A 20,334-nucleotide genomic window follows, 5' to 3' on the forward strand; every position below is an offset into this window, starting at 1 on the left:
CTGTCACGGTTTCGTCGTCCCCCCAAGCCCTTCCTCAAGCGCCCTCTGGTAGGCGTCCTGCGCCCGGCGAAGCAGACCGTCCCGGATGGCCTTCTCCACCTTCTTCAGGGGCCGTCCAACTGACTCGGACAACGTCTCCAGGTCTCGCCGGACCTCGTACAGGGCATGCTCCCACCGGGCCACGCGTTCCACTGACCGCAGTTGCAGGCGAAGTTCCGCCACGTGCGCGTTCGGCATGTCCAGGTTGAGCAGTACGTCGCGGTACCCGCTGCCCTGCGGCGACTGGAACCGATCTTTGATGCTGAGTATCCGCACCGAGGGATCGGCGGCCAACTGGTTCAGCGCTCGATAGACGTCGTCCAGATGGTCGAATTCCACCTTCGCGCCAGCGAGATCCTTCAGCCGAGAAGCGTCATTGCGATATTCAATCAGCTTGTCCATCACGCGGTCGCGCTTCTTCGGCTCAGCTCGCCAGCCCGGCTGCCCGTGATCTCCCGCGAGCCGCACGGCGAGGACATTCAGCTGCAACTGCGCTTCCGCCGCGTCGGCATAGAGCTTCTCCACGTACGCGAGCCGGTAGCCGTCGTCATCCTTCCGCGCCTGGTCAAAGCCGAGTTGCAGCGGTCGCTGTCGACGGCTGCGCACCGTAGCAGTTATCGCCCGCTGTTCGGAGGTCAGCGGTGTCGGACTCGGCACGGGATCGTGATGGTGGGTCATCGCCTCGGGGCCGCACGCAGCCAAGTCGCCGAGGACGTCACCGAGAACGCGGATGGCCTCCTGCTCACGCGCCAACCTGTGCAGGGTCACCGGTCTGGCTGACAGTGAGTCGCCCAGTTCCGGGACCGACAGGACGAACCGCGCCAAGTCCGGTTGCTCGGCGAGCTGATGGAGCAGCGTCTCGGCGAGCAGCGGTTGGCCGCGCGGTGGCGCCTCCCAGGTCTGGTCGAGCATGTGCCGCACCCGAGGGTCACCGAACAGCCGGGCCAGGTCGGCGGCGGCCGGCTCGTCCAGCGCCGGGACCAGCCGCCGCAGCGTCGCCGGGTCCACGTGGTGCGCCAGCTCGACCGGGGTCACGCCGGCGGCGAAGACCTCGTCGAGGTGCGCGCTCGCGGCGATCGCGTCCCGGACGAAGAGCCCGGCTCCGATCCGTTCCGCATGGGCGGCGAGGTGGGCGCTCCGCGTGGCGTCGTCCCCGTCCGGCTCGGGCGGGCCACCCGGTGGCGGCGGGACATCGCCGTGGTGGAAGGTCGTGCCCTCGCCGAGGAGGTGGACCAGGTTGAAATCCGGTGCCGGCTCGTCGCCGTCGTACGGGGCCGGTGGATCCGGCGGCGGTGGCGGCTCGGGACGTTCGTCCGGGGCGGGGAGCACGTGGTAGACACCGGGCGGCCGGCCGGGCACCGGCATCGGCCGGCCGTCCGGGCCGAGCACCAGCGCGTCGAGGCCCACGACGTTGTTGTCGTGCGGCACCCCGCTGTGCGTGTAGAGCGGCTGATCCCAGACGACACCCTGCTGCGGGTCGAGGTAGAGCACGACGCCGTTCTGGTTCAACGCCACCCAGGCGTGCGACGCGCCGTTCTGCCAGCCGGTGATCAGGAAGGCGTAGCTGCCGTGACCGCCCGCCAGCAGTTGCCGGTGCAGGTCGCGGTAGCCGTGTTCGACCCGCTGCCGTACCTCCAGGTCGGTTGTCGGCTCGGGGCCCGGGCAGAGGTCCTGGAACTGACCGCCGGTGGTCTCCTCGACGCGCCGGGGCCCGTCCGCCTCGCCGCCGACCGGTTGGCGCACGTCCCCCATCAGGTAGCCGTCGAAGGTACGCGGCGCGGAGACCCGGGGGCGGCCGTGCACCCAGGTCTCGTAGAGCGACAGGGTGCAGTCGAGACAGTTGATGCTCCGGGTCGCGTCGGCCTGCGGACCGCCGTCGTTGGCGAGCGGGAACCAGCCGCCGCGCCGGGGGTCGGCGGTCCGCACCACGCTGCCGTCCCGGTTGCGCGGCATCTGCCGTTCCAGGTCGGTCTGGTGCAGCGCGAGCGGCGGACGCAGGCCCCCTCGTACGCCGTAGCGACGGGACCGGTCGATCGGCGGTGGGTGGCCGTCGCCGGTGAGGGCCGACAGGTCCGACGATTCGACGGCGCCGACCGCCAGATCGGCCACGTCGTCGTTGATCCGGGAGAAGTCCGCCTCGTCCTCGACGGCCACCTGAGCCGGCACCCGCTCGCCGGTCAGCGTGGCCTCGGCCTCGTCGAAGAACCGGTGGTAGAAGTCTTCCCTCCGGCGTCCCTCCCGCCGGTGTTCTTCGGCGAGCTGCGTCTGTCCCTCGCTGCGCAGCTCGTATGCACGCCGAAGCAGCCACCGGGCGGCCTCCAACTGCCGCTCCGCGGTGTCCCGCAGTTCCTTGGCCCGGCGGTGCCGCCGCTTGTCCTCGAACCACTCCCGCTGCGCGTGGAGATGACCCTGATAGCGGCGTCGCTCGAAGGCTTCCCGCTCGGCCAGTGCTTCCGCGGTGGGTCGGCGGGGTGGCAGTGGATCGGAGGGGTCGGGCAGGGGTGGTGCCGGGTCGTGGGCCGGTCGCGGCGCCAGTGCCTCCAGCAGCGGGAATCGCGGGTCCGGCGTCGGCCGAGGGCTGGCGGCTGGAGACGGGTCCGCCGGAGGTCGAGGGTGCTGATGCGGTGTCGGGGAAGCCAGCGGTCCAGCTGGCGCCGACAGCGCGCCGTTCGACGGGCGGTCGGGGACCCCCGCCGTGGGCGCGTTCGGCTGCGCGGTCGGCGTCGGACCGTTCGCCGGCGCGGGCGTGGGATTGGGATTGGTGGGCACCGGTACCGGCTGGCTCGGCCCACCCAGGTCGGCCCCGGGGGCGTTGCGCACCGGCCCGGGGCTGGGATCGGTGCCTGGGGGTCCCCCGTCGAGCGCCCCGGTGGTGGCCGGGGACACCGCCGCGAGGGGCGGCTCGACGGTCACCGAGGAGAGGGTGAGGTTGGCCGGGGCCCCGAGGTGCGGCAGCGGCGCGTCGAGGTCTGCCCGCGGGTGCGCGGGCGACTGACTGGCTTCGACCGCCGCGCGATCGGGTTGACCAGGTACGAGGCGGTGTTCGGCACCGCCGGCCGGCAGGTCCGCCTCTCCCGCGGATGGGTGCGGGTTCGCCGCGCCGGTATCGGCCACCGGCGGCGGCTGCACGGGCCGGCTCGAGCCGCCATCCGCGGCGAGCGGATCGGGCGGTCGCTGCGCCGGGAGTAGTCCGGTGGCGTCCTGCGCCTCCTCGGTCGAAGGTTCGGTCGGCGGCACGACCAGATTGGCCAGCCTCCCGTCGAGGCGATGGTGCATGGCCGTGTCGGCCTGACTGGTGGCCGAGCCGCTGGCCCCGGAGACCGCCGCTCGGGCCAGGTCTTCCAGGGACGCGTTCTGCCCGGTGGCCAGCCCGGCGGCGCCCTCCGCCAGGGTTTCGCCGGCCATCTCGCGGCCGAAGCGCTCGCCGATCCCGGTGAAGCCGCCGGGCGCGTGCCGGCCCAGGCCGGCCAGCGGCGCCACGCCACCGCCGGCGAAACCGCCGAGCGCCGACGTGCCGACGTCGGTCAGGTCCAGCCCGTCGCGGCGTCCGGTGGAGTTCTGGTACGCCTGGGTAGCCAGGCTGGTGCCGGCCTCCTGCCCGGCCTCGACCAGCCCACTGATCGCGGCCCGGCGGGCGAACCCGCGTACGCCAGTGCGGGCGGCCTCCTTGGCGGCCCGCTCGCCCGCCTCCTTGAGGCCTTCCTTCATCGCCTTGCGGGCCAGCTGCGCGACCAGGCGCTTGAAGATCTGTTGCACCACCATCCGGCTGGCGGTGACGGCCGCGCCGGCGGCCGGCGACGCGGCGCCCAGGGTGAGCACGGTCGCCACCGCCAGGGACAGCAGCTCGACGACGAGGATGCCCAGCTCGATCCAGACCTCGAGCTTGGCGCCCTCGATGTCGCAGCCGCAGGACTCGACGATCCGGCCCATCTCGTCGCCGATCGCGAGCACCGCCTGCAGCGGCGCGTCCTCGCCCTTCGCGACCTTGTCCCAGGCGGTGTCGAAGACCTCGGCGACGATGCCGATCCCGCCGTAGCCGCTGAGGACCTCGCCGGCGGCGGCCATCGCGTCGGCACGCGGGACGCCGAGGACGTCGGAGACGGCGTACCACTGGTCGGCGAGGTCCCAGACGGCCCGCTCGTTCCCGTCCGGCCACTCCACCCCGACAACCCAGTCCAGCGCCTCGTAGATCCAGCCGGGCAGGTCCCAGGGGCAGTGGTCGAGCGGATGCGGGATCGGGCTGGGCAGCAGGCTCACGCGCGGATCCTCCGGAGGTCAGCGCCAGTGCCGCGGCGGGGAACGGTGCCCCTGCGGGATGTCGCCGAGCCGGCGCGACGCGCCGTCATCGGTCTCCACTGTGGATGTCACGGACCGGACGACACCGCCGCCCAGCCCTTGCAACGATCGGCCCAGCAGTTCCCACGCCCGCAGCAGCGTCTCCTCGTAGCCCCGGTAGTGCTTCTCGAAGGCGGCGCCGATGTCGTCGCGTCCCCACGGATGCTCCGCGCTCGCCGCCGCGATCGCGCCGCCTGCCTCCCTCCGGGCCGCGCCGATCGCCTCCCCCGCCAGGGCCAGGTCGACACCGCCCCGGCGGGCCCGGTCCGGGTCCAGCCAGATCTGCGCCTCGGTCACCGGATCACTCGCCGCGTGACATGACCGCGTCGGCGCGACCCAGCAGCGCGCCGAAGTCATGGGTACGCAGGAACTCCACCGACGGCGAGCCGGGTGGCAGGTAACCGGCGACCAGCTCCCGGGTGGCGTCGACGGCGGCGGCGGAGGCGCGCCCCACCGTGGCGGTGACCTTGCGGCCGAGCGCCTTGGCGTCCCGGTCCTGGAAGACCGAGGGGGTGAACTCGACGCTGATCAGCTCGCCCCGGGCCCCGACCACCGCGGTGACCTGGCCGTCCTCGGAGCGCTCGGTCACCCGTAGCTCGGCGAGCCGTGTCTGGAGTTCGTCCAGTCCGGACCGAAGCCGCTGGTACTGGCCGTACACCTCGTCGAACCGCGCGCGCAGCGCACGGTTGGCGTCCCGGTCCGCGTTCTCGGCCACCGCCACTCCCTCCGTCACCGTCGGTAGGGAAGACCATACCGGGCGCCACGGAATCCGTGGGGTCCGGTAGTTTCGGTCCGTGATCGAACGACAGCAGGCCGAACAACTCGCCGCCGTCTGGGCACGACGGGACTCCGAGCGCCTCGGGTTCCCCTGCACACCGGTGGTCGAGGAGTTCGACCTGGGCTACCTGATCACGTCCCGGGTCGCTCGGGAGGCCCGGGCGCTCCCCGGCGACCTGCCCGCGACCGTGGTGGACAAGGAGACCGGCGAGGTCTCCAGCTGGCCCCGCCTGCCGCTGCCGGCGGTGGCGCGGCTGTTCCGCCAGCGGCGGTCGCCGGCTCCGCGCGCGCCCCGTACGGTCGACCCGGCGATCCAGTTGCTGCGCGAGTTGACCCGGCTGCCGACGCCCGGCGCGGCCGCGCATCTCACCCTCGACGGCCGGATCCGGGTGGCCTACGGCGCGAAGGGTGAGGTCACCCTCAACCACCATCCGCTCGTCCAGTCCTACCTGGACCGACTGCTGGCCGGCCAACTGGTCCGTGGCGGCGAACGTCACGCCGAGATGATCGTCGTCTCCGACCTGCTGCACGAGCACGACAACCGTCGCGGCGCGGCGGGTCTCGCACCGCTGACCCTTGCGGATGCGCAGGCCTTGTGCGCAGGCGCGCGGATCGAGTTCTTCCGGATCCGGGAGGCCGGCGACCCGGCGGGGGGATCAGCCGAGCTGCCGTGTGACTCATGCGTCAACTTTCTGGTGCATTTCAACGCGCTGCCCTGGTCCGACCTGGCCTATACCGAGGCGTGGCACCCGCAACCCACGCCGGCCATCGAGCCGGGCCGCTTCCCCGAGGAGGTGGCCGTTGCCCTGATGGAGGCCGGCTGGGAGGACAGCATCTTCAACGAGGCGCTGGCCATGGGTGCGATCGCCGATACCCGGCAGATCGTCGGAAGGCACCATCACCATGAGCCGTTCCCCGCGGCCGAGCAGGTTCTGACCGCCTTTCCCGCGTTGCTGACCCGACGACGGGGTCCGGGGCAGCAGGTCTGGATCAGCCCTTTCACCACCAATCCGCTGCGCGCCGCGCACAGCGCCGACACGCTCGCCGATTTCGGCGCGGTCCTCGGCGTACGGCTGTTTCCGCTGGGCACCGAGCGCGGTGACAGCATCATCGCGGTCGACGAGCGGGGCCGGATCTTCGCGCTGGACCAGGCCGGCGAGTGGTTCCTGGGCGCGGACATCGACGCCGCCCTGACCACCCTCCTGCTCGGCCGGGAACCCGCGCGGGTACGCGACGACGGCACCTGGTGAGCGGCGGTCAGGAGCCGAGCTGGCGCGCCGCGTCCTGGTAGAACGAGACGGCCTCGGCCAGTGGCACCGCCATGCGGGAGACCACCGAGAGGTCCTTGCCCTCGCGGGTGAACGGCGGCGGCCAGACGCTGAACGCCTGGTCGGGCGCGAGGCCCGCGACCTCCGACTCCCAGCCCGGCCAGCGCAGGGTCTCGTAGAAGGCGGGGAGGGAGCCGGCGAGGACGGCGTACAGCCAATCCGCGTACCCCTGCTCCAGGTCGAGCCAGCCCAGGTCGTCGGGGCCGAAGTAGTGGACGGTGGGCCGCGCCCCCGGTTGAGCCTGCGTCCAGACGAACTGGCCGCCCAGCACGTCGTAGCCGATGGTCACCAGACCGCGCGCCGGGTCGGATTCAGCGGGCACATCGGGCAGGCCGCCGTGCCCGCTGCCGAGCACCCGCAGCCAGCCGTGGTCGACCAGCAGCCCGCCGGTGTTGGCGACGACCGCGCCGAGCCACGACCGGGTGGTGATCTCCAGGGCCGCCAGACACCCGGCGGCTCGCGTCGGGTCGGCCGGCAGCACCTCGACCGGATACGGCGCGGCCGTTACCGCCGCGGCCACCTCGGGCCATGCCGACTCGTCCACCGGCTCAGCCTGCCATCCCCGGCGACGCGCTACAGCGCCACCCCGGTGAGCACCATGACCCGCGGCTCGGTGTAGTCCTCCATGGCGCTGCGCAGCCCTTCCCGGCCGACGCCGGAGCCCTTCACCCCGCCGTACGGCATCTGGTCGGCCCGGTACGAGGGCACGTCGCCCACGATCACCCCGCCGACCTCGAGGGTCCGGGCGGCGTCGAACGCGACGTCCAGCCGGTGGGTGAACACGCCGGCCTGCAGCCCGTACGCGGAGTCGTTGACCGCGGCGAACGCGGCCCGGTCGTCCGTGACCGGGGCGACCACCAGCACCGGCCCGAAGACCTCCTCGCGGCAGACCCGGGCGGACGAGGGCACCCGGGACAGGACGGTGGGCGGGTAGTTGGCGCCGTCCCGGCGCCCGCCGATCTCGATGGTGGCCCCGGCGGTGACCGCCTCGTCCACCCATTCCTCGACCCGTCGCGCGGCGTCCTCGGAGATCAGCGGCCCGACGTCGGTGAGGTCGGAGGTCGGGTCGCCGGTACGCAGTTCCTGCACGGCGGCGACCAGCCGGGGCAGGAAGCCGTCGTAGATCCACTCGTGGATGTAGACCCGCTGCACGGCGATGCAGGACTGCCCGGCCTGGTAGTTGGCGAAGGTGGCGATCCGGTGCGCGGCGAAGGTCAGGTCCGCGTCGGAGTTCCAGTCTTCGCAGATCACCGCCGCGGCGTTGCCCCCCAGTTCCAAGGTCACGTGCTTCTCGGGCGCGGCGCGGCGGATGGCGGCGCCGACCGGCCCGGAGCCGGTGAACGACACCACCGGCAGCCGGGGGTCGGCGACCAGTTCGGCGGCGCGCTCGTTGGGCAGCGGCAGCACCGAGAACATCCCCTCGGGCAGCGCGGTCTCGGCCAGGAGCTCACCGAGCAGCAGCGCGGAGAGCGGGGTGGCGGGGGCGGGCTTGACCACGATCGGCGCGCCGACGGCGAGGGCGGGGGCGACCTTGTGCGCGATGAGGTTCAGCGGGAAGTTGAACGGCGCGATGCCCAGCACCGGGCCGCGTGGCACGCGCCGGACCAGGGCGATCCGTCCGGTGGCCGCCGGGTCGGTGTCCAGGCGTTGCAGTTCGCCGGACAAGCGCCGGGCCTCCTCGGCGGCCCAGCGGAAGGTGGAGACGGCCCGCCCCACCTCCGCCTTCGCCCACTTGATCGGCTTGCCGTTCTCGGCGGTGATGAGGGCGGCTGCCTCGTCCGTCCGTTCGGCGAGGCGCCGGGAGACGTGGTCCAGCGCCGCCGCGCGGGCGTGCGCGGGCAGGGCCGCGGCCGCCGCGGCCACCCCGGCGGCTGCCGCGACGGCGGCTTCGACCTGCTCCGGCGTGGCGAGGGTGGTACGCCCCACCGTCCGGCCGTCGTACGGGTGGGTGACGGTCAGCTCGCCCGCGCCATGGGCGGGGCGGCCGGCGACATAGAAGGCTCTCGGCTCCACGATCGGCAGCGTAGTCCACCCGGGTTCGCGCGGAAACAGTTGCTCAAACCCTTGTCTGCCGCGAATTCAGTGGCCAAGATGGCAGTCAGATTGCGATAACCTCCGCCGACCTTCCCCCGGCCACCCTTCGGAGACTTCTGATGAGCGATCGGCAACAGCTGCGCAACTTCGTCAACGGCGAGTACGTCGACCCGGTGGACGGCGGCTACGCCGACCTGATCGACCCGTGCACCGGCGAGGTCTTCGCCCAGGCGCCGGTCTCCGGGTCGGCGGACGTGGACCTGGCCATGAAGGCGGCCGCCGCCGCGTTCGAGACCTGGCGGGACGCCACCCCCGGGGAGCGGCAGAAGGCCCTGCTCAAGCTCGCGGACGCGGTGGAGGCCCGGGCCGCCGAACTGGTCGACGCCGAGGTCCGCAACACGGGCAAGCCGCGCCAGCTCACCGCGGACGAGGAACTGCCCCCGGCGGTGGACCAGTTCCGCTTCTTCGCCGGCGCGGCCCGCCTGCTGGAGGGCCGCTCGGCCGGCGAGTACCTGGCCGGGCACACCTCCTACGTGCGGCGCGAGCCGATCGGCGTCTGCGCGCAGGTCACGCCCTGGAACTACCCGCTCATGATGGCGGTCTGGAAGATCGCCCCGGCCCTCGCTGCCGGCAACACGGTGGTGCTCAAGCCGTCGGACACCACCCCGGTGTCGACGCTGCTGCTGGCCGAGATCGCCGCCGAGTTCCTCCCGCCGGGCGTGTTCAACGTGGTCTGCGGCGACCGGGACACCGGCCGGGCGCTGGTGTCGCACCCGACCCCGCAGTTCGTCTCGATCACCGGCTCGACCCGGGCCGGCATGGAGGTCGCCGCGGCGGCCGCCCCGGATCTCAAGCGGACCCACCTGGAGCTGGGCGGCAAGGCCCCGGTGGTGATCTTCGATGACGCGGACATCGCGGCGGCCGCGGAGGCCATCGCGGTGGGCGGCTACTTCAACGCCGGGCAGGACTGCACGGCCGCCACCCGAGTCCTGGCCGGCCCGGGCATCCACGACGACTTCGTGGCCGCCCTCGCCGAGCAGGCCCGGAACACGAAGACCGGCGCCCCGGACGACGAGGACGTGCTCTACGGCCCGCTGAACAACGCCAACCAGCTGGCCCGGGTACGCGGTTTCGTGGACCGGCTGCCGGACCACGCGCGCGTCGAGACCGGCGGCTCCCAGCTCGGCGAGCGCGGCTACTTCTACGCCCCGACCGTCGTGTCGGGCGTCCGGCAGGCCGACGAGATCATCCAGGACGAGGTGTTCGGCCCGGTCATCACCGTGCAGCGCTTCTCCGCTGAGGACGAGGCGGTGCGCTGGGCCAACGGCGTGGACTACGGCCTCTCCGCCTCGGTGTGGACGAAGGACCACGGCCGGGCCATGCGGATGACCCGCCGGCTCGACTTCGGCTGCGTCTGGGTGAACACGCACATCCCGTTCGTCTCGGAGATGCCGCACGGCGGCTTCAAGCACTCCGGACACGGCAAGGACCTCTCGGTCTACAGCCTGGAGGACTACACCCGGATCAAGCACGTCATGCACAACATCGAGGGCTGACCCATGGCGTCGTCGGACGAGTTGCACAAGCGCCGCGGGGCCGCGGTCGCCCGGGGCGTGGGCAGCACCATCAGCGCGTACGTCGACCACGCCGGCGGCGGCACCATCACCGACGTCGACGGGCGCGAGTGGATCGACTTCGCCGCCGGCATCGCGGTGGCCAACGTCGGCAACTCCGCCCCGAAGGTGGTCGAGGCGGTGCGGGCGCAGGTGGAGCGCTTCACCCACACCTGCTTCATGGTCGCGCCGTACGAGTCGTACGTGGCGGTCTGTGAGCAGCTCAACGCGCTGACCCCGGGCGGTTTCGAGAAGCGCTCGGCGCTGTTCAACTCGGGCGCCGAGGCGGTGGAGAACGCCGTGAAGATCGCCCGGCACGCCACCGGGCGGCCGGCGGTGGTGGTGTTCGACCACGCGTACCACGGCCGGACCAACCTGACCATGGCGTTGACCGCGAAGAACATGCCGTACAAGCACCGGTTCGGGCCGTTCGCCGGGGAGATCTACCGGGTGCCGATGTCGTACCCGCTGCGCGACGGTGGCCTCGACGGGGCGACCGCGGCGGCCCGGGCGATCGAGCTGGTGGAGAAGCAGGTCGGCGCGGCGAACGTGGCGGCGCTGCTGATCGAGCCGATCCAGGGCGAGGGCGGTTTCGTGGTACCGGCGGAGGGGTTCCTGCCGGCGCTGCGCGAGTGGGCGACGGCCACCGGGGTGGTCTTCGTCGCCGACGAGATCCAGACCGGGTTCTGCCGGACCGGCGACTGGTTCGCCTGCCAGCACGAGGGCGTCGAGCCGGACCTGATCACGCTGGCCAAGGGGATCGCCGGCGGCCTGCCGCTGGCCGCCGTCACGGGCCGGGCCGAGCTGATGGACGCGGTGCACGTCGGCGGTCTGGGCGGCACGTACGGCGGCAACCCGATCGCCTGCGCGGCCGCGCTGGCCGCGATCGAGACCATGCGCGAGCTGGACCTGGCCGCCGCCGCCCGGCGGATCGGCGCGATCATGGCGGACCGGCTGCGCGCGATCGCCGCCCGCGACCCGCGGATCGCCGAGGTGCGCGGCCGGGGGGCGATGCTCGCCGTGGAGATCGTGCAGCCGGGCACCCTGACCCCGGACCCGGCCGCCACGGCGGCGGTCTCGGCGGCCTGCCACGCCGCCGGCCTGCTCACCCTCACCTGCGGCACGTACGGCAACGTGCTGCGCTTCCTGCCGCCACTGGTCATCTCCGACGACGAACTGGCGCGGGGTCTGGACATCCTGGATGCGGCCTTCGGCTGATCGACGGTCGGCCGCGCCGGTGATCCGCCGTGATCGATCAGGTCAGGCGGGACAGCAGCGCGGCCACCTCGTCGGCGAGCGCGGCGTCGGGCGTACCGGGTCGGGAGAAGGCCGATTCGACGGTGGCCGAGAGCAGTCGCGCCCGCTCGTCACGCGTACCCGTTGAACCGACCGTGCGCTCGGCGTAGATGAAGCCCTCGAACACGGACTGGAAGGCGTAGGTCAGCTCCGGCGTGGACAGATCCGTGCGCACCAGGCCTCGCTCGGCCAGCACATCCAGGTAGGAGGCCATCACCGCATGGTGCCGGGCGCCGTCGTGGTCGACCTCTGAGCCGACGAGCTTGCCCCACATCTGCGCGTCGCCGATCACCCTGCCGTACAGCAGTGGGCGGCCCAGGATCGTCAGGAAGAACTCCGCGGCGAATCGGTGCAGCAGCGCGACGGCAGGGTCGGCGTGCAGGGTTGCCACCATGTCGGCGACCGCGTTCCGTACCTCGCGGGCGAACACGGCGACGAACAGCTCTTCACGCGTCTTCCAGTGCAGGTAGACGGTGCCCTTGCCGATGCCCGCAGCGCCGGCGACGTCGTCGACGGTGACCCGGCGGTAGCCGTGACGGACCAGCATGTCGCCGGCGACGTCGAGGATCTTCGTCTCACGGTCGGTGCGTCCGGTCACGCCAGCACTCTAACAATTGACCAGATGTCGAATTTGGTCATACAGTCAAAGCATGACGGCGAAGACCGTACTCATCTCCGGCGCCGGCGTGGCCGGCCCGACCGTCGCGTACTGGCTCGCCCGCAACGGATTCACGCCGACGATCGTCGAGCGCGCCGCCGGACAGCGCTCCAGCGGCAATCCCGTCGACGTACGCGGACCGGCGTTCCCCATCGCCGAGACGATGGGCCTGCTGCCCCGGCTGCGGGCAGCCGCTACGACGACCGCCGGCCTCGCCTTCGTCAACGCGCAGGGACGGCGCAAGAGCCGCGTCGACCTGTCAGTCAGCCGGGCCACCGAGGTCGAGATACCTCGGGCCGACCTGGCCGCGATCATCACTGACGCTGTGGCCGAGATCGCGGAACTCGTCTACGGCGACTCCATCTCAGGCCTCACCCAGGACGGCAGCGGTGTCGACGCCACCTTCGAACGGGGTGCGCCGCGCCGGTTCGACCTGGTCATCGGCGCCGACGGACAGCACTCAACGGTCCGGAGGCTCGCCTGGGGACCGGAGACGGACTTCGTCAGGCACCGCGGGCTCCACGTGGCCACCCTGCCCGTCGAGCGCGAGCTCAACCCGACCAACGACGTGCTGCTCTACGGCATGCCCGGCCGCCTCGCCTCCGTCCATCCGGTGCGCGGCGACGGTGCCATCGCCGCGTTCATCTGGCGTGGCAGACCCGTGCCCGGCTACGACCACCGCGACACGGCCCAGCACAAGCGCATCGTCGAGCAGGCGTACGCCGGCGGCGGTTGGATCGTGCCCGAGCTGATCGAGCGGGTACGCGATGCCGGAGACCTCTACTACGACGCCGTCAGCCAGGTGAGCCTCGACACCTGGTCCCGGGGGCGCATAGGGCTGCTCGGCGACGCCGCGTCCTCGGTGTCACTGTTCGGCGAGGGATCGAGCCTGGCGATGGCGGGGGCGTACACGCTCGCACGGACGCTGGCCGAGCACCGCCACGACCTCGGACGGGGCCTGAAGGCCTACGAGTACGAGCACCGCAAGCTCGTTGCACCAAGGCAGAACGGGTTCGCCAGGGCCGCGACGCTCCTGGTGCCGGCCACCCGATTCGGCGTGGCCCTGCGCGACAACGGCGCCCGCCTGGTCGCGGGCTGGCAGCGGCTGAAGGCCGGCGCACGATAGGTCGACGACACCGCCGCTGAAGGCTCTCCGACACGCCCGATCGCCACAGGGGTCCCAACCGCCACCATCCTGTCCTATAGTCCTACTGTCGTAGGACAATAGAAGGGCCCCTCGTGATCGAGTTCGTATTGGACGGCCGGTCCAAGGTGAACACCTATGTGCAGCTGATCCAGCAGGTCAAACAGGCCCTGCGGGTGGGGCTGCTGACGCCGGGCGACCAGTTGCCGAAGGTCCGCGACGTCGCGCAGTCGCTGGCCATCAACCCCAACACGGTGCTGAAGGCGTACCGCGAGCTGGAGATCGAGGGTCTGGTCGAGGGACGCCCCGGCGTCGGCACCTTCGTCCGCCGGACCCTCGCCGGCTCAGCGCTGGCCGATCAGACCGAGCTTCGCGACGAGCTGGTCGCCTGGCTGCACCGCGCCCGGGCCGCCGGGCTCACCCCGGAAGACGTCACCGCCCTGGTCGAGACCACCATGCGGGCCGGCACGACGAGCGCCGAACCCGCCTCAGCAGGATGAGAGGACAGCCGATGGACATCGCGCTCGAGGCCGAGCAGCTTGGCAAACGGTACGGAAGAACCTGGGCGCTGCGGGACTGCTCGCTGCGTCTGCCCGCCGGGCGGATCGCCGCCCTGGTCGGCCCCAACGGCGCCGGCAAGAGCACGCTGCTGCACCTCTCGGTCGGGCTGCTGCGGCCGGACGCCGGCGCGGTACGGATCTTCGGCGAAGCGCCCTACGCCAACCCGTCGGTGCTGCCCGACATCGGCTTCGTCGCCCAGGACACCCCGCTCTACCGGGACTTCACCGCGGCCGAGCTGGTGGAGCTGGGCCGCCGGATGAACAAGCGCTGGGACGGGGCACTCGCCCGCAACCGGCTGGCCCAGCTCGGCATCCCGCCGAAGCTGCCCGTCGGCAAGCTGTCCGGCGGCCAGCGGGCGCAGGTCGCGCTGGCGCTCGCCCTCGCGAAGCGGCCCCGGCTGCTGCTCCTGGACGAACCGGTCGCCAGCCTCGATCCGCTGGCGCGCCGCGAGTTCCTGCAGTCGCTGATGGGCAGCGTCGCCGACTCGGAGACGACCGTGCTGCTCTCCTCGCACCTGCTGGCCGACCTGGAACGGGTCTGCGACTACCTGGTCGTGCTGCAGGCCGCCCGGGTGCATCTGGTCGGCGGGGTTGACGATCTGGTCGCCGCACACCGGCAGCTGGTCGGGCCCCGGCACGGCGGCGAACCGATCAAGGGCGTGGCGGCCGTGGTCCGGGCCAGCCACACCGCTCGCCAGTCGACCCTGCTGGTCCGGACCGACGGCGACATCACCGATCCGGAGTGGGCGGTGCACGACGTGACACTGGAGGACCTCGTGCTGGCCTACCTCGCCGACGGCGAGACCACCACGAGCCACGCGGCCTGGGAGGTGCCGGCATGATCTGGCTGGCCTGGCGGCAACACCGCAAGCAGCTGCTCTTCACCCTGATCGGCTTCGCCGCGCTCGCCGCCCTGATGATCCCGATCGGCCTGTCGATGCGGCACAGCTTCACCGAGCTCGGGCTGCCGAACTGCGTCACCCAGCTGGCGCGTCCGGACGTCGACCCGATCACCGCGAACGGCTGTGAGTCCGCGTTCCGCCAGTTCAGCAACCGCTACGCGAGTTTGAACCTGGTGGCGGTCCTGCTCATCACCCTGCCGGCGCTGGTCGGTCTGTTCTGGGGCGCCCCGCTGGTCGCCCGGGAGGTGGAGCACGGCACGCACCGGTTCGCCTGGACGCAGGGCGTCGGCCGGACGCGGTGGGCCCTGGTGAAGTTCGGCCTGGTCGTCGCGGTCACGGTGACCCTGGCCATCGGCTACGGACTGGGCATGGCCTGGTGGGTCAGCCCGCTGACCGAGGCCGCGCGTGAGGGGCGCCTCGGCGTCATCGTCTTCGACCTGCAGGGCATCGCCCCGATCGGCTACACCCTCTTCGCGGTGGCGCTCGGCATCTTCGCCGGCACCCTCTGGCGCCGGATGCTGCCCGCCATGGGCGTCACCCTGGCCGCGTTCATCGGCGTTCGGGCGGCGGTGGCGATCCTGGCCAGGCCGCACTACCAGCCCGCCCGCACCCGCACCTTCCCGATCGAAGGGGCCGATCTGCCGCGGGAGTCCAGGGGCGACTGGCTCCTCGCCAGCGGCGTGCGCAACCCCGACGGGAAGATGGTGTCGGCCGACACCCGGATCATGTGCCCGCCGGGCGCCAAGGCACCGGACGGCGGCCGCTGCGGGGCCGAGCTCGGTGCCCAACCCGGCGCCTACAACTGGGAGCTCTACCAGCCGGCGGACCGGTTCTGGCTGTTCCAGTGGATCGAGACCGGCATCTTCGTCGCCCTGGCCGCGCTCCTGCTCTACCTCGCCGTACGCCGGCTCCGCCGGATCGCCTGAGCGGCCCGGCCCGGTGGAACGCCACGGCGCAGCCGCCCTGGCGTTCCACCGGCGCGCCACGGGGAACGGTCAGCGCAGCAGCTCCACCGTGTTGCGCCGGACCAGGTTCTTGCCGGGCTCCCGGATCAGGTCCATGGCCGCCGCGTTGAGCAGCACACAACTGCCCGACGGACCGGTCACCGTGACCGTCGCGACCTTGCCGTTGTCCAGGTTGGTCACCCGCAGCCGGGTACCCGCCGGGAACCGGTCGCTGGTCGCCGCCGGCGCGCCAGCCCCCGCCGAGAAGGTGATCGCCCCGGTGCAAACGCTGCCGGCCGCCGGCGGGCGGGCCGGCGGCTGGGCGTTGCCCGGGCGGACGTCCGGCCCGGCCGGGGCGCCGCCGCCCGGACGACCCGCCCCGCCGGCCGCCGCACCGTCCAGGCGTTCCACCACGTTGCGCCGGATCACGTTCTTGCCCGGCTCGCGGACCAGGTCCATGGCGGCCGCGTTGAGCAGCACGCAGCTACCCGACGGGCCGGTCACCGGGACGGTCGCGACCTTGCCGTTGTCCAGGTTGGTCACCCGCAGCCGGGTACCCACCGGGAACCGGTCGCTGGTCGCCGCCGGCGCGCCACCCTCCGCCGAGAAGGTCACCGGCCCCGCGCAGGCCGACCGCGCGGGCGGGGCGGTCTCCGCGAACCCCATCCCGGTACCCACCGCGACGACCGCCGAGGCGGCCAGCGCCACCGTCGCCGCCAGCACGTGCCTGCGTTGCACCTTCACGTTGTCACTCCCGTCGTCCGGTGGTCTCGTTCGACGCCTGGTACGGACGGGACGGCCGGACCGTTCAGCCGGGTCGGCAGATCACAACGGACCGTAACGGGTGTGCGGCGCTCCGGTGAGCAACGCCCAGTACCGGTCGCCGTAGGACCAGTGCCACCACTCGGTCGGGTAGTTCACCAGCCCCGCCCCACTCAGCGCGGCCACCAGGACCTGCCGGTTCCGCCACGCGCTCACCGGGATGTGCCGGGCCGCGGTGAAGCAGGCGTCGGCGCTCGCCTCCGGGGTGGCGTCGAGCGCCGTGCCCATGTCCAGCTCGACGCCGTCGGCGTCACAGAGGGTGAGGTCCACGGCCCCGCCGGTGCTGTGCGGCGCCACCTCGACCGGCGAGACGAACTTGGTGGTCTCCCGGTGCAGCCGCTCGGGCGACCAGTCCGGATAGCGCCGGCGCAACTCGTCCCGGTAGCCGGTGAAGATGTCCAGCTGCGACCGGTACGGCCGGTATCCCTCGACGACGAGCAGGCGCAGGCCGTCCGGCAGCGCGCGCTGCGCGGCCAGCAACCGGTCCGCGACCCCGCGCCGCACCCGGGCGTACGCCCCGGCGGGGTCCGCGGCCCGGCCGTCCAGCCGCAGCTCCGGCAGGTCCCGCAGGTCGACCAGCGGGTCGCCGTCGTCCCGGCTGGACACCGCGGCGACCCGGGGATCGGAGAGCAGGATCATGCCGCACCGCCGTCGGGGCGTACGCCCGGGCGGGCCGCGTGCCGCGCGAAGGCGAGCGCGACCAGGCGGTCCACCACCTCGGGGTAGTCGACGCCGGACGCCGCCCACACCTTCGGGTACATGGAGTGCGCCGTGAAGCCGGGCAGCGTGTTCAGCTCGTTGACGAACACCTCGCCGGCCGTCTCGTCGTAGAGGAAATCGACCCGGGCCAGGCCCCAGCCGCCGATCGCCGTGAAGGCCCGCACCGACAGGTCGCGGATCCGCTCGGTGATCTCGGCGGGCAGCGGCGCCGGCACGATCATCGGATCGGCGTCGCCGAAGTACTTCTGCCGGTAGTCGAACCAGCCGCCCTCGACCCTGACCTCGCCGACCGCCGACGCCTCCGGACGCCAGCCACCCAGCACGCCGCACTCCAACTCGCGGCCGGTCACCCCCTGCTCGACCAGCACCACCTGGTCGTGCCGGAACGCCTCCTCGACCGCCGCCACCAGGTCGTCGCCCTCGGCCACCCGGGAGATCCCGATCGAGGAACCCATCCGGGCCGGCTTGACGAACAGCGGCCACCGCAGCCCGACGACCAGCTTCTCCGGGTCCTGCGCGGCCCGCCAGGTCGCGGCGTCGAACCAGACGTGCGGGGTGGTGGGCACGCCCTCGGCCCGCAGCGCCCGCTTCATCGCCACCTTGTCCATCCCGACGGCGGAGGCGAGGATGCCGCACCCGACGTACGGCACGCCGAGCGATTCGAGCAGCCCCTGCACCACGCCGTCCTCGCCGTACGGGCCGTGCAGCACCGGGAAGGCCACGTCCAGCTCGGCGTACCGGCTGGTCGGGGCATCGGCGGCGGTGACCGCGGCGGTGCCGGCACGGCTCCCCCGGCGCAGCTCGACGGGCGGCCCGGTCACCGGCAGCCGGTCGTCGATGGCCCGCCCGGCGGCCACGCTCGCGAGGTGCCGCGCCAGCACCGGCTCCGGCACCAGCCGCAGCGTCCCGTCGCGGTCGATCCCGAGCGCGACCACCCGGTGCCCCCGCTCGGTCAGGGCCCGGGCCACGCCGAGCGCCGAGGCGCAGGAGACCTCGTGCTCCGCCGAGGGGCCACCGAACAGGACACCGATCCGTACCGCAGCGCTCACGCCGCCACCCCTTCCACACGTGCCAGGTCGGCGACGGCTCCGGCCGCCAACCGGGCGACCAGTTCCGCCTCGACGTTGCCGCCGGTCAGCACCACGCCGACCGTCCGGTACCGGCCGCCCTCAGGGCCGGCGGCCAGCCGCAGCGCGCCGGCCAGCCCGGCCGCGCCGGACGGCTCGACGAGCACCTTCAGCTCCAGCAGCAGCAGCCGGAACGCCTCGGCGATCGCGTCGTCGTCGACCCGGACGACGCCCCGGACGGCGTCCCGCGCCACCGCGAACGGCAGGTCTCCGACGCAGCCCGGACGGAGCCCGTCGGCGATGGTGGCCGCCGGCACGACCGGGATGGGCCGTCCGGCGGCAAGGCTGCGGGCCAGCGAGTCGCAGCCGACCGGCTCGACGCCGTACACCTCGATCGGGGTGCCGGCGGCGGCCAGGCAGGCCCCGGCGACGCCGCCGCCCCCGCCCACCGGCACCACGAGCGCGTCCAGCGGGGTGCCGACGCGCGCCGCCTCCTCGATCAGCTCCAGGCTGGCGCTGCCCTGCCCGGCCACCACGTCCGGGTGGTCGTACGCGTCGACCAGCGGGTGACCGGCGGTCTCGGCGACCTGGCGGGCGGCGGCCAGCCGCTCCTCGACGGTGGTGCCGGCCAGGACGACCCGCGCCCCGGCCGCCCGGGCCCGGGCCACCTTCACCGGCGCGGCGTCGACCGGCAGCACCACGGTCGCGGCCAGGCCGTGCCGGCGGGCCGCCAGGGCCACCGCCACCGCGTGGTTGCCGGTGCTCTGCGCGACCACCCCGTGCTGGCCGGCCGCGGCGAGCCGGCCCACCGCGAGCATCGCGCCGCGCATCTTGTAGGAGCCCCCGGTCTGGAGGTTCTCCGCCTTGAGCAGGATCCGGGCGCCGGCCAGCCGGTCGATCGCCGGGCTGTTCAGCACGGGGGTACGCACCACCCGGCCGGACAGCCACCGGGCGGCCTCCTCGACGCTGGCCCGGTCCGGCAGGACCGGGGCGTGGCTGCGGGACATGGTCTCTCCTTCTGGGTTGTGGTTCTGGCCGGCGCGGCGCGGCAGGTCGAACAGCCAGTGCGCGCCGGCGGCGGTGAGCCCGCGGTGGACGGCCAGGCTGAGCGCCAGCACCACCGCGGTGAGCAGGACCGGATAGCCGACCGCCAGCAGCAGCCGCCCCGGGCCGTTCAGCTCGCCGACCGGGCCGGCGAGGAGCCGGTGCAGCAGCGCCAGCACCGGCATGTGGAGCACGTAGATCGGCAGCGTGCGGCGGCCGAGCCGGGCCAGCGCCGCACCGACCACCGGAAGCTGGGCCAGCCGGGCCGCCGCGGTGAGGCCGAACGCCACCGCGACGGCCGACACCAGCAGCCGGACTCCCGGCCAGCCCGCCGCCCCGGCCAGCGCCGTACCGGCCAGCGCGGCGGCGTACGCGGCGCCGACCCCGGCGAGCCGGCGCGCGGTGGCGGCCGCCGCCCAGCGCTGGAGGTGTCCCCGCGCGTGCACGCCGGCCAGGAAGAACACCAGGTTCTGGTAGACCTGCCCGCGGTTGCCGGGACCGTCCAGCAGGCCGGTCGCCGCGAGCGCGGAGAGCGCGCCCGCGCCGGCCAGCAGCACCGCCGGGTGGACCCGGCGCAGTGCCTTGGCCAGCGCGAAGTAGAGGGCCAGGGCGTACAGGTACCACAGGTTGGAGGGGGTGACGGTGAGCTGGGCGAGCAGGCCGCCGAGGCTGGTGGCCCGGTCGGTGGGGAAGCCCGGTGCGAGGGCCAGCAGGGCGGTGTGGATGAGCAGCCAGGTGGCGTAGAGGTAGAGGTTGCGGGCGATCCGGGGGCGGGCGGCGACCCGCCACGGCCGGGCCACGGCGTGCGCCGCGAAGATCCCGGAGATGGTGAAGAAGAGCGGCATCCGCAGCGGGAGCAGTTGCTCGCCGAACAGCCCCCAGGCCCCCGGCAGCGGCAGGTCGAGCCGCCAGTCGATCTGCAGGTAGTGCTTGACGATGACGTGCCAGAGCACCACGAGGATGATGCAGGCACCCTTGGCCACGTCGGCCCAGCGCACCCGGCCGGCCGGCGGCCCGGACTGATCGGTACGGGTCGGCACCGCGGTCTCCT

Annotated in this window: 17 protein-coding genes; 7 read left to right on the forward strand and 10 right to left on the reverse strand. The window is 73.2% G+C overall.

Annotated features, from left to right (window positions below):
• Positions 1–3: 3 nt before the first annotated feature.
• The 3 genes from AB0I11_RS08775 to AB0I11_RS08785 are packed head-to-tail and all read right to left on the reverse strand — an operon-like array spanning position 4 to position 5,089.
• Positions 4–4,296, reverse strand: a complete 4,293-nt coding sequence (locus AB0I11_RS08775) for a toxin glutamine deamidase domain-containing protein (protein ID WP_357315607.1) — start codon at positions 4,294–4,296, stop codon at positions 4–6.
• Positions 4,297–4,314: 18 nt separating this feature from the next.
• Positions 4,315–4,671 (reverse strand): hypothetical protein, encoded by a 357-nt coding sequence (locus AB0I11_RS08780; protein ID WP_357315610.1) that lies wholly within the window; start codon positions 4,669–4,671, stop codon positions 4,315–4,317.
• A gap of 4 nt (positions 4,672–4,675) precedes the next feature.
• Positions 4,676–5,089, reverse strand: a complete 414-nt coding sequence (locus tag AB0I11_RS08785) for a YbaB/EbfC family nucleoid-associated protein (protein WP_357315613.1) — start codon at positions 5,087–5,089, stop codon at positions 4,676–4,678.
• A 79-nt stretch (positions 5,090–5,168) separates the two neighbouring features.
• On the opposite strand from AB0I11_RS08785, the gene AB0I11_RS08790 reads away from it, so the two are divergent.
• On the forward strand, positions 5,169–6,401 hold the full coding sequence (locus AB0I11_RS08790; protein WP_357315616.1) for an SUKH-3 domain-containing protein: 1,233 nt from the start codon (positions 5,169–5,171) through the stop codon (positions 6,399–6,401).
• A 7-nt stretch (positions 6,402–6,408) separates the two neighbouring features.
• Here the strand turns inward: AB0I11_RS08790 and AB0I11_RS08795 are convergent, their stop codons facing one another.
• Both AB0I11_RS08795 and AB0I11_RS08800 read right to left on the reverse strand, forming a co-directional pair.
• On the reverse strand, positions 6,409–7,023 hold the full coding sequence (locus tag AB0I11_RS08795; protein WP_357315618.1) for a DUF2625 family protein: 615 nt from the start codon (positions 7,021–7,023) through the stop codon (positions 6,409–6,411).
• A 29-nt stretch (positions 7,024–7,052) separates the two neighbouring features.
• A complete protein-coding gene (locus AB0I11_RS08800; protein ID WP_357315623.1) occupies positions 7,053–8,492 on the reverse strand; it encodes an aldehyde dehydrogenase family protein in 1,440 nt (479 codons plus the stop codon).
• Positions 8,493–8,632: 140 nt separating this feature from the next.
• On the opposite strand from AB0I11_RS08800, the gene AB0I11_RS08805 reads away from it, so the two are divergent.
• Together AB0I11_RS08805 and gabT are read left to right on the forward strand one after the other, a co-directional pair.
• Entirely contained in the window at positions 8,633–10,069 is a 1,437-nt protein-coding gene (locus AB0I11_RS08805) for a gamma-aminobutyraldehyde dehydrogenase (RefSeq protein ID WP_357315626.1), read from the forward strand.
• Between the two features lie 3 nt (positions 10,070–10,072).
• Complete coding sequence (gabT, locus tag AB0I11_RS08810) at positions 10,073–11,344, forward strand: 4-aminobutyrate--2-oxoglutarate transaminase (RefSeq protein ID WP_357315629.1); 1,272 nt, start codon at positions 10,073–10,075, stop codon at positions 11,342–11,344.
• Between the two features lie 37 nt (positions 11,345–11,381).
• On the opposite strand, the gene AB0I11_RS08815 is transcribed toward gabT, so the two are convergent.
• Positions 11,382–12,020: a helix-turn-helix domain-containing protein gene (locus tag AB0I11_RS08815; RefSeq protein ID WP_357315633.1), complete on the reverse strand. Its 639-nt coding sequence runs from the start codon at positions 12,018–12,020 to the stop codon at positions 11,382–11,384.
• Positions 12,021–12,072: 52 nt separating this feature from the next.
• On the opposite strand from AB0I11_RS08815, the gene AB0I11_RS08820 reads away from it, so the two are divergent.
• The 4 genes from AB0I11_RS08820 to AB0I11_RS08835 all read left to right on the forward strand — a co-directional run bounded on the left by AB0I11_RS08820 (position 12,073) and on the right by AB0I11_RS08835 (position 15,612).
• Positions 12,073–13,206: an FAD-dependent monooxygenase gene (locus AB0I11_RS08820; protein WP_357315636.1), complete on the forward strand. Its 1,134-nt coding sequence runs from the start codon at positions 12,073–12,075 to the stop codon at positions 13,204–13,206.
• A 113-nt stretch (positions 13,207–13,319) separates the two neighbouring features.
• A complete protein-coding gene (locus tag AB0I11_RS08825; protein ID WP_357315639.1) occupies positions 13,320–13,724 on the forward strand; it encodes a GntR family transcriptional regulator in 405 nt (134 codons plus the stop codon).
• An 11-nt stretch (positions 13,725–13,735) separates the two neighbouring features.
• On the forward strand, positions 13,736–14,626 hold the full coding sequence (locus AB0I11_RS08830; RefSeq protein ID WP_357315642.1) for an ABC transporter ATP-binding protein: 891 nt from the start codon (positions 13,736–13,738) through the stop codon (positions 14,624–14,626).
• On the forward strand, positions 14,623–15,612 hold the full coding sequence (locus AB0I11_RS08835) for a transporter (protein ID WP_357315645.1): 990 nt from the start codon (positions 14,623–14,625) through the stop codon (positions 15,610–15,612). The genes AB0I11_RS08830 and AB0I11_RS08835 overlap by 4 nt, the downstream gene beginning before the upstream one ends.
• Positions 15,613–15,681: 69 nt before the next feature.
• Here the strand turns inward: AB0I11_RS08835 and AB0I11_RS08840 are convergent, their stop codons facing one another.
• From AB0I11_RS08840 to AB0I11_RS08855, 4 genes are all read right to left on the reverse strand, one after another.
• The gene (locus AB0I11_RS08840; protein ID WP_357315647.1) at positions 15,682–16,374 is read right to left on the reverse strand and encodes a hypothetical protein; all 693 of its coding nucleotides are present in this window, start codon (positions 16,372–16,374) and stop codon (positions 15,682–15,684) included.
• An 81-nt stretch (positions 16,375–16,455) separates the two neighbouring features.
• The gene (locus tag AB0I11_RS08845; protein WP_357315651.1) at positions 16,456–17,091 is read right to left on the reverse strand and encodes a M15 family metallopeptidase; all 636 of its coding nucleotides are present in this window, start codon (positions 17,089–17,091) and stop codon (positions 16,456–16,458) included.
• Positions 17,088–18,221, reverse strand: a complete 1,134-nt coding sequence (locus tag AB0I11_RS08850) for a D-alanine--D-alanine ligase family protein (protein WP_357315654.1) — start codon at positions 18,219–18,221, stop codon at positions 17,088–17,090. The genes AB0I11_RS08845 and AB0I11_RS08850 overlap by 4 nt, the downstream gene beginning before the upstream one ends.
• Positions 18,218–20,323, reverse strand: a complete 2,106-nt coding sequence (locus AB0I11_RS08855) for a pyridoxal-phosphate dependent enzyme (RefSeq protein WP_357315657.1) — start codon at positions 20,321–20,323, stop codon at positions 18,218–18,220. The genes AB0I11_RS08850 and AB0I11_RS08855 overlap by 4 nt, the downstream gene beginning before the upstream one ends.
• Positions 20,324–20,334: the final 11 nt, after the last annotated feature.

The sequence above is a fragment of the Micromonospora sp. NPDC050495 genome (genome assembly GCF_040655175.1).
GTDB lineage: Bacteria > Actinomycetota > Actinomycetes > Mycobacteriales > Micromonosporaceae > Micromonospora.

What these genes read in the sequence shown, in the direction of transcription:
- AB0I11_RS08835 (WP_357315645.1), top strand. Translation starts at nt 14,623, where the DNA reads ATGATCTGGCTGGCCTGGCGGCAACACCGCAAGCAGCTGCTCTTCACC.
- AB0I11_RS08845 (WP_357315651.1), bottom strand. Translation starts at nt 17,091, where the DNA reads ATGATCCTGCTCTCCGATCCCCGGGTCGCCGCGGTGTCCAGCCGGGAC.
- AB0I11_RS08830 (WP_357315642.1), top strand. Translation starts at nt 13,736, where the DNA reads ATGGACATCGCGCTCGAGGCCGAGCAGCTTGGCAAACGGTACGGAAGA.
- AB0I11_RS08805 (WP_357315626.1), top strand. Translation starts at nt 8,633, where the DNA reads ATGAGCGATCGGCAACAGCTGCGCAACTTCGTCAACGGCGAGTACGTC.
- gabT (WP_357315629.1), top strand. Translation starts at nt 10,073, where the DNA reads ATGGCGTCGTCGGACGAGTTGCACAAGCGCCGCGGGGCCGCGGTCGCC.
- AB0I11_RS08820 (WP_357315636.1), top strand. Translation starts at nt 12,073, where the DNA reads ATGACGGCGAAGACCGTACTCATCTCCGGCGCCGGCGTGGCCGGCCCG.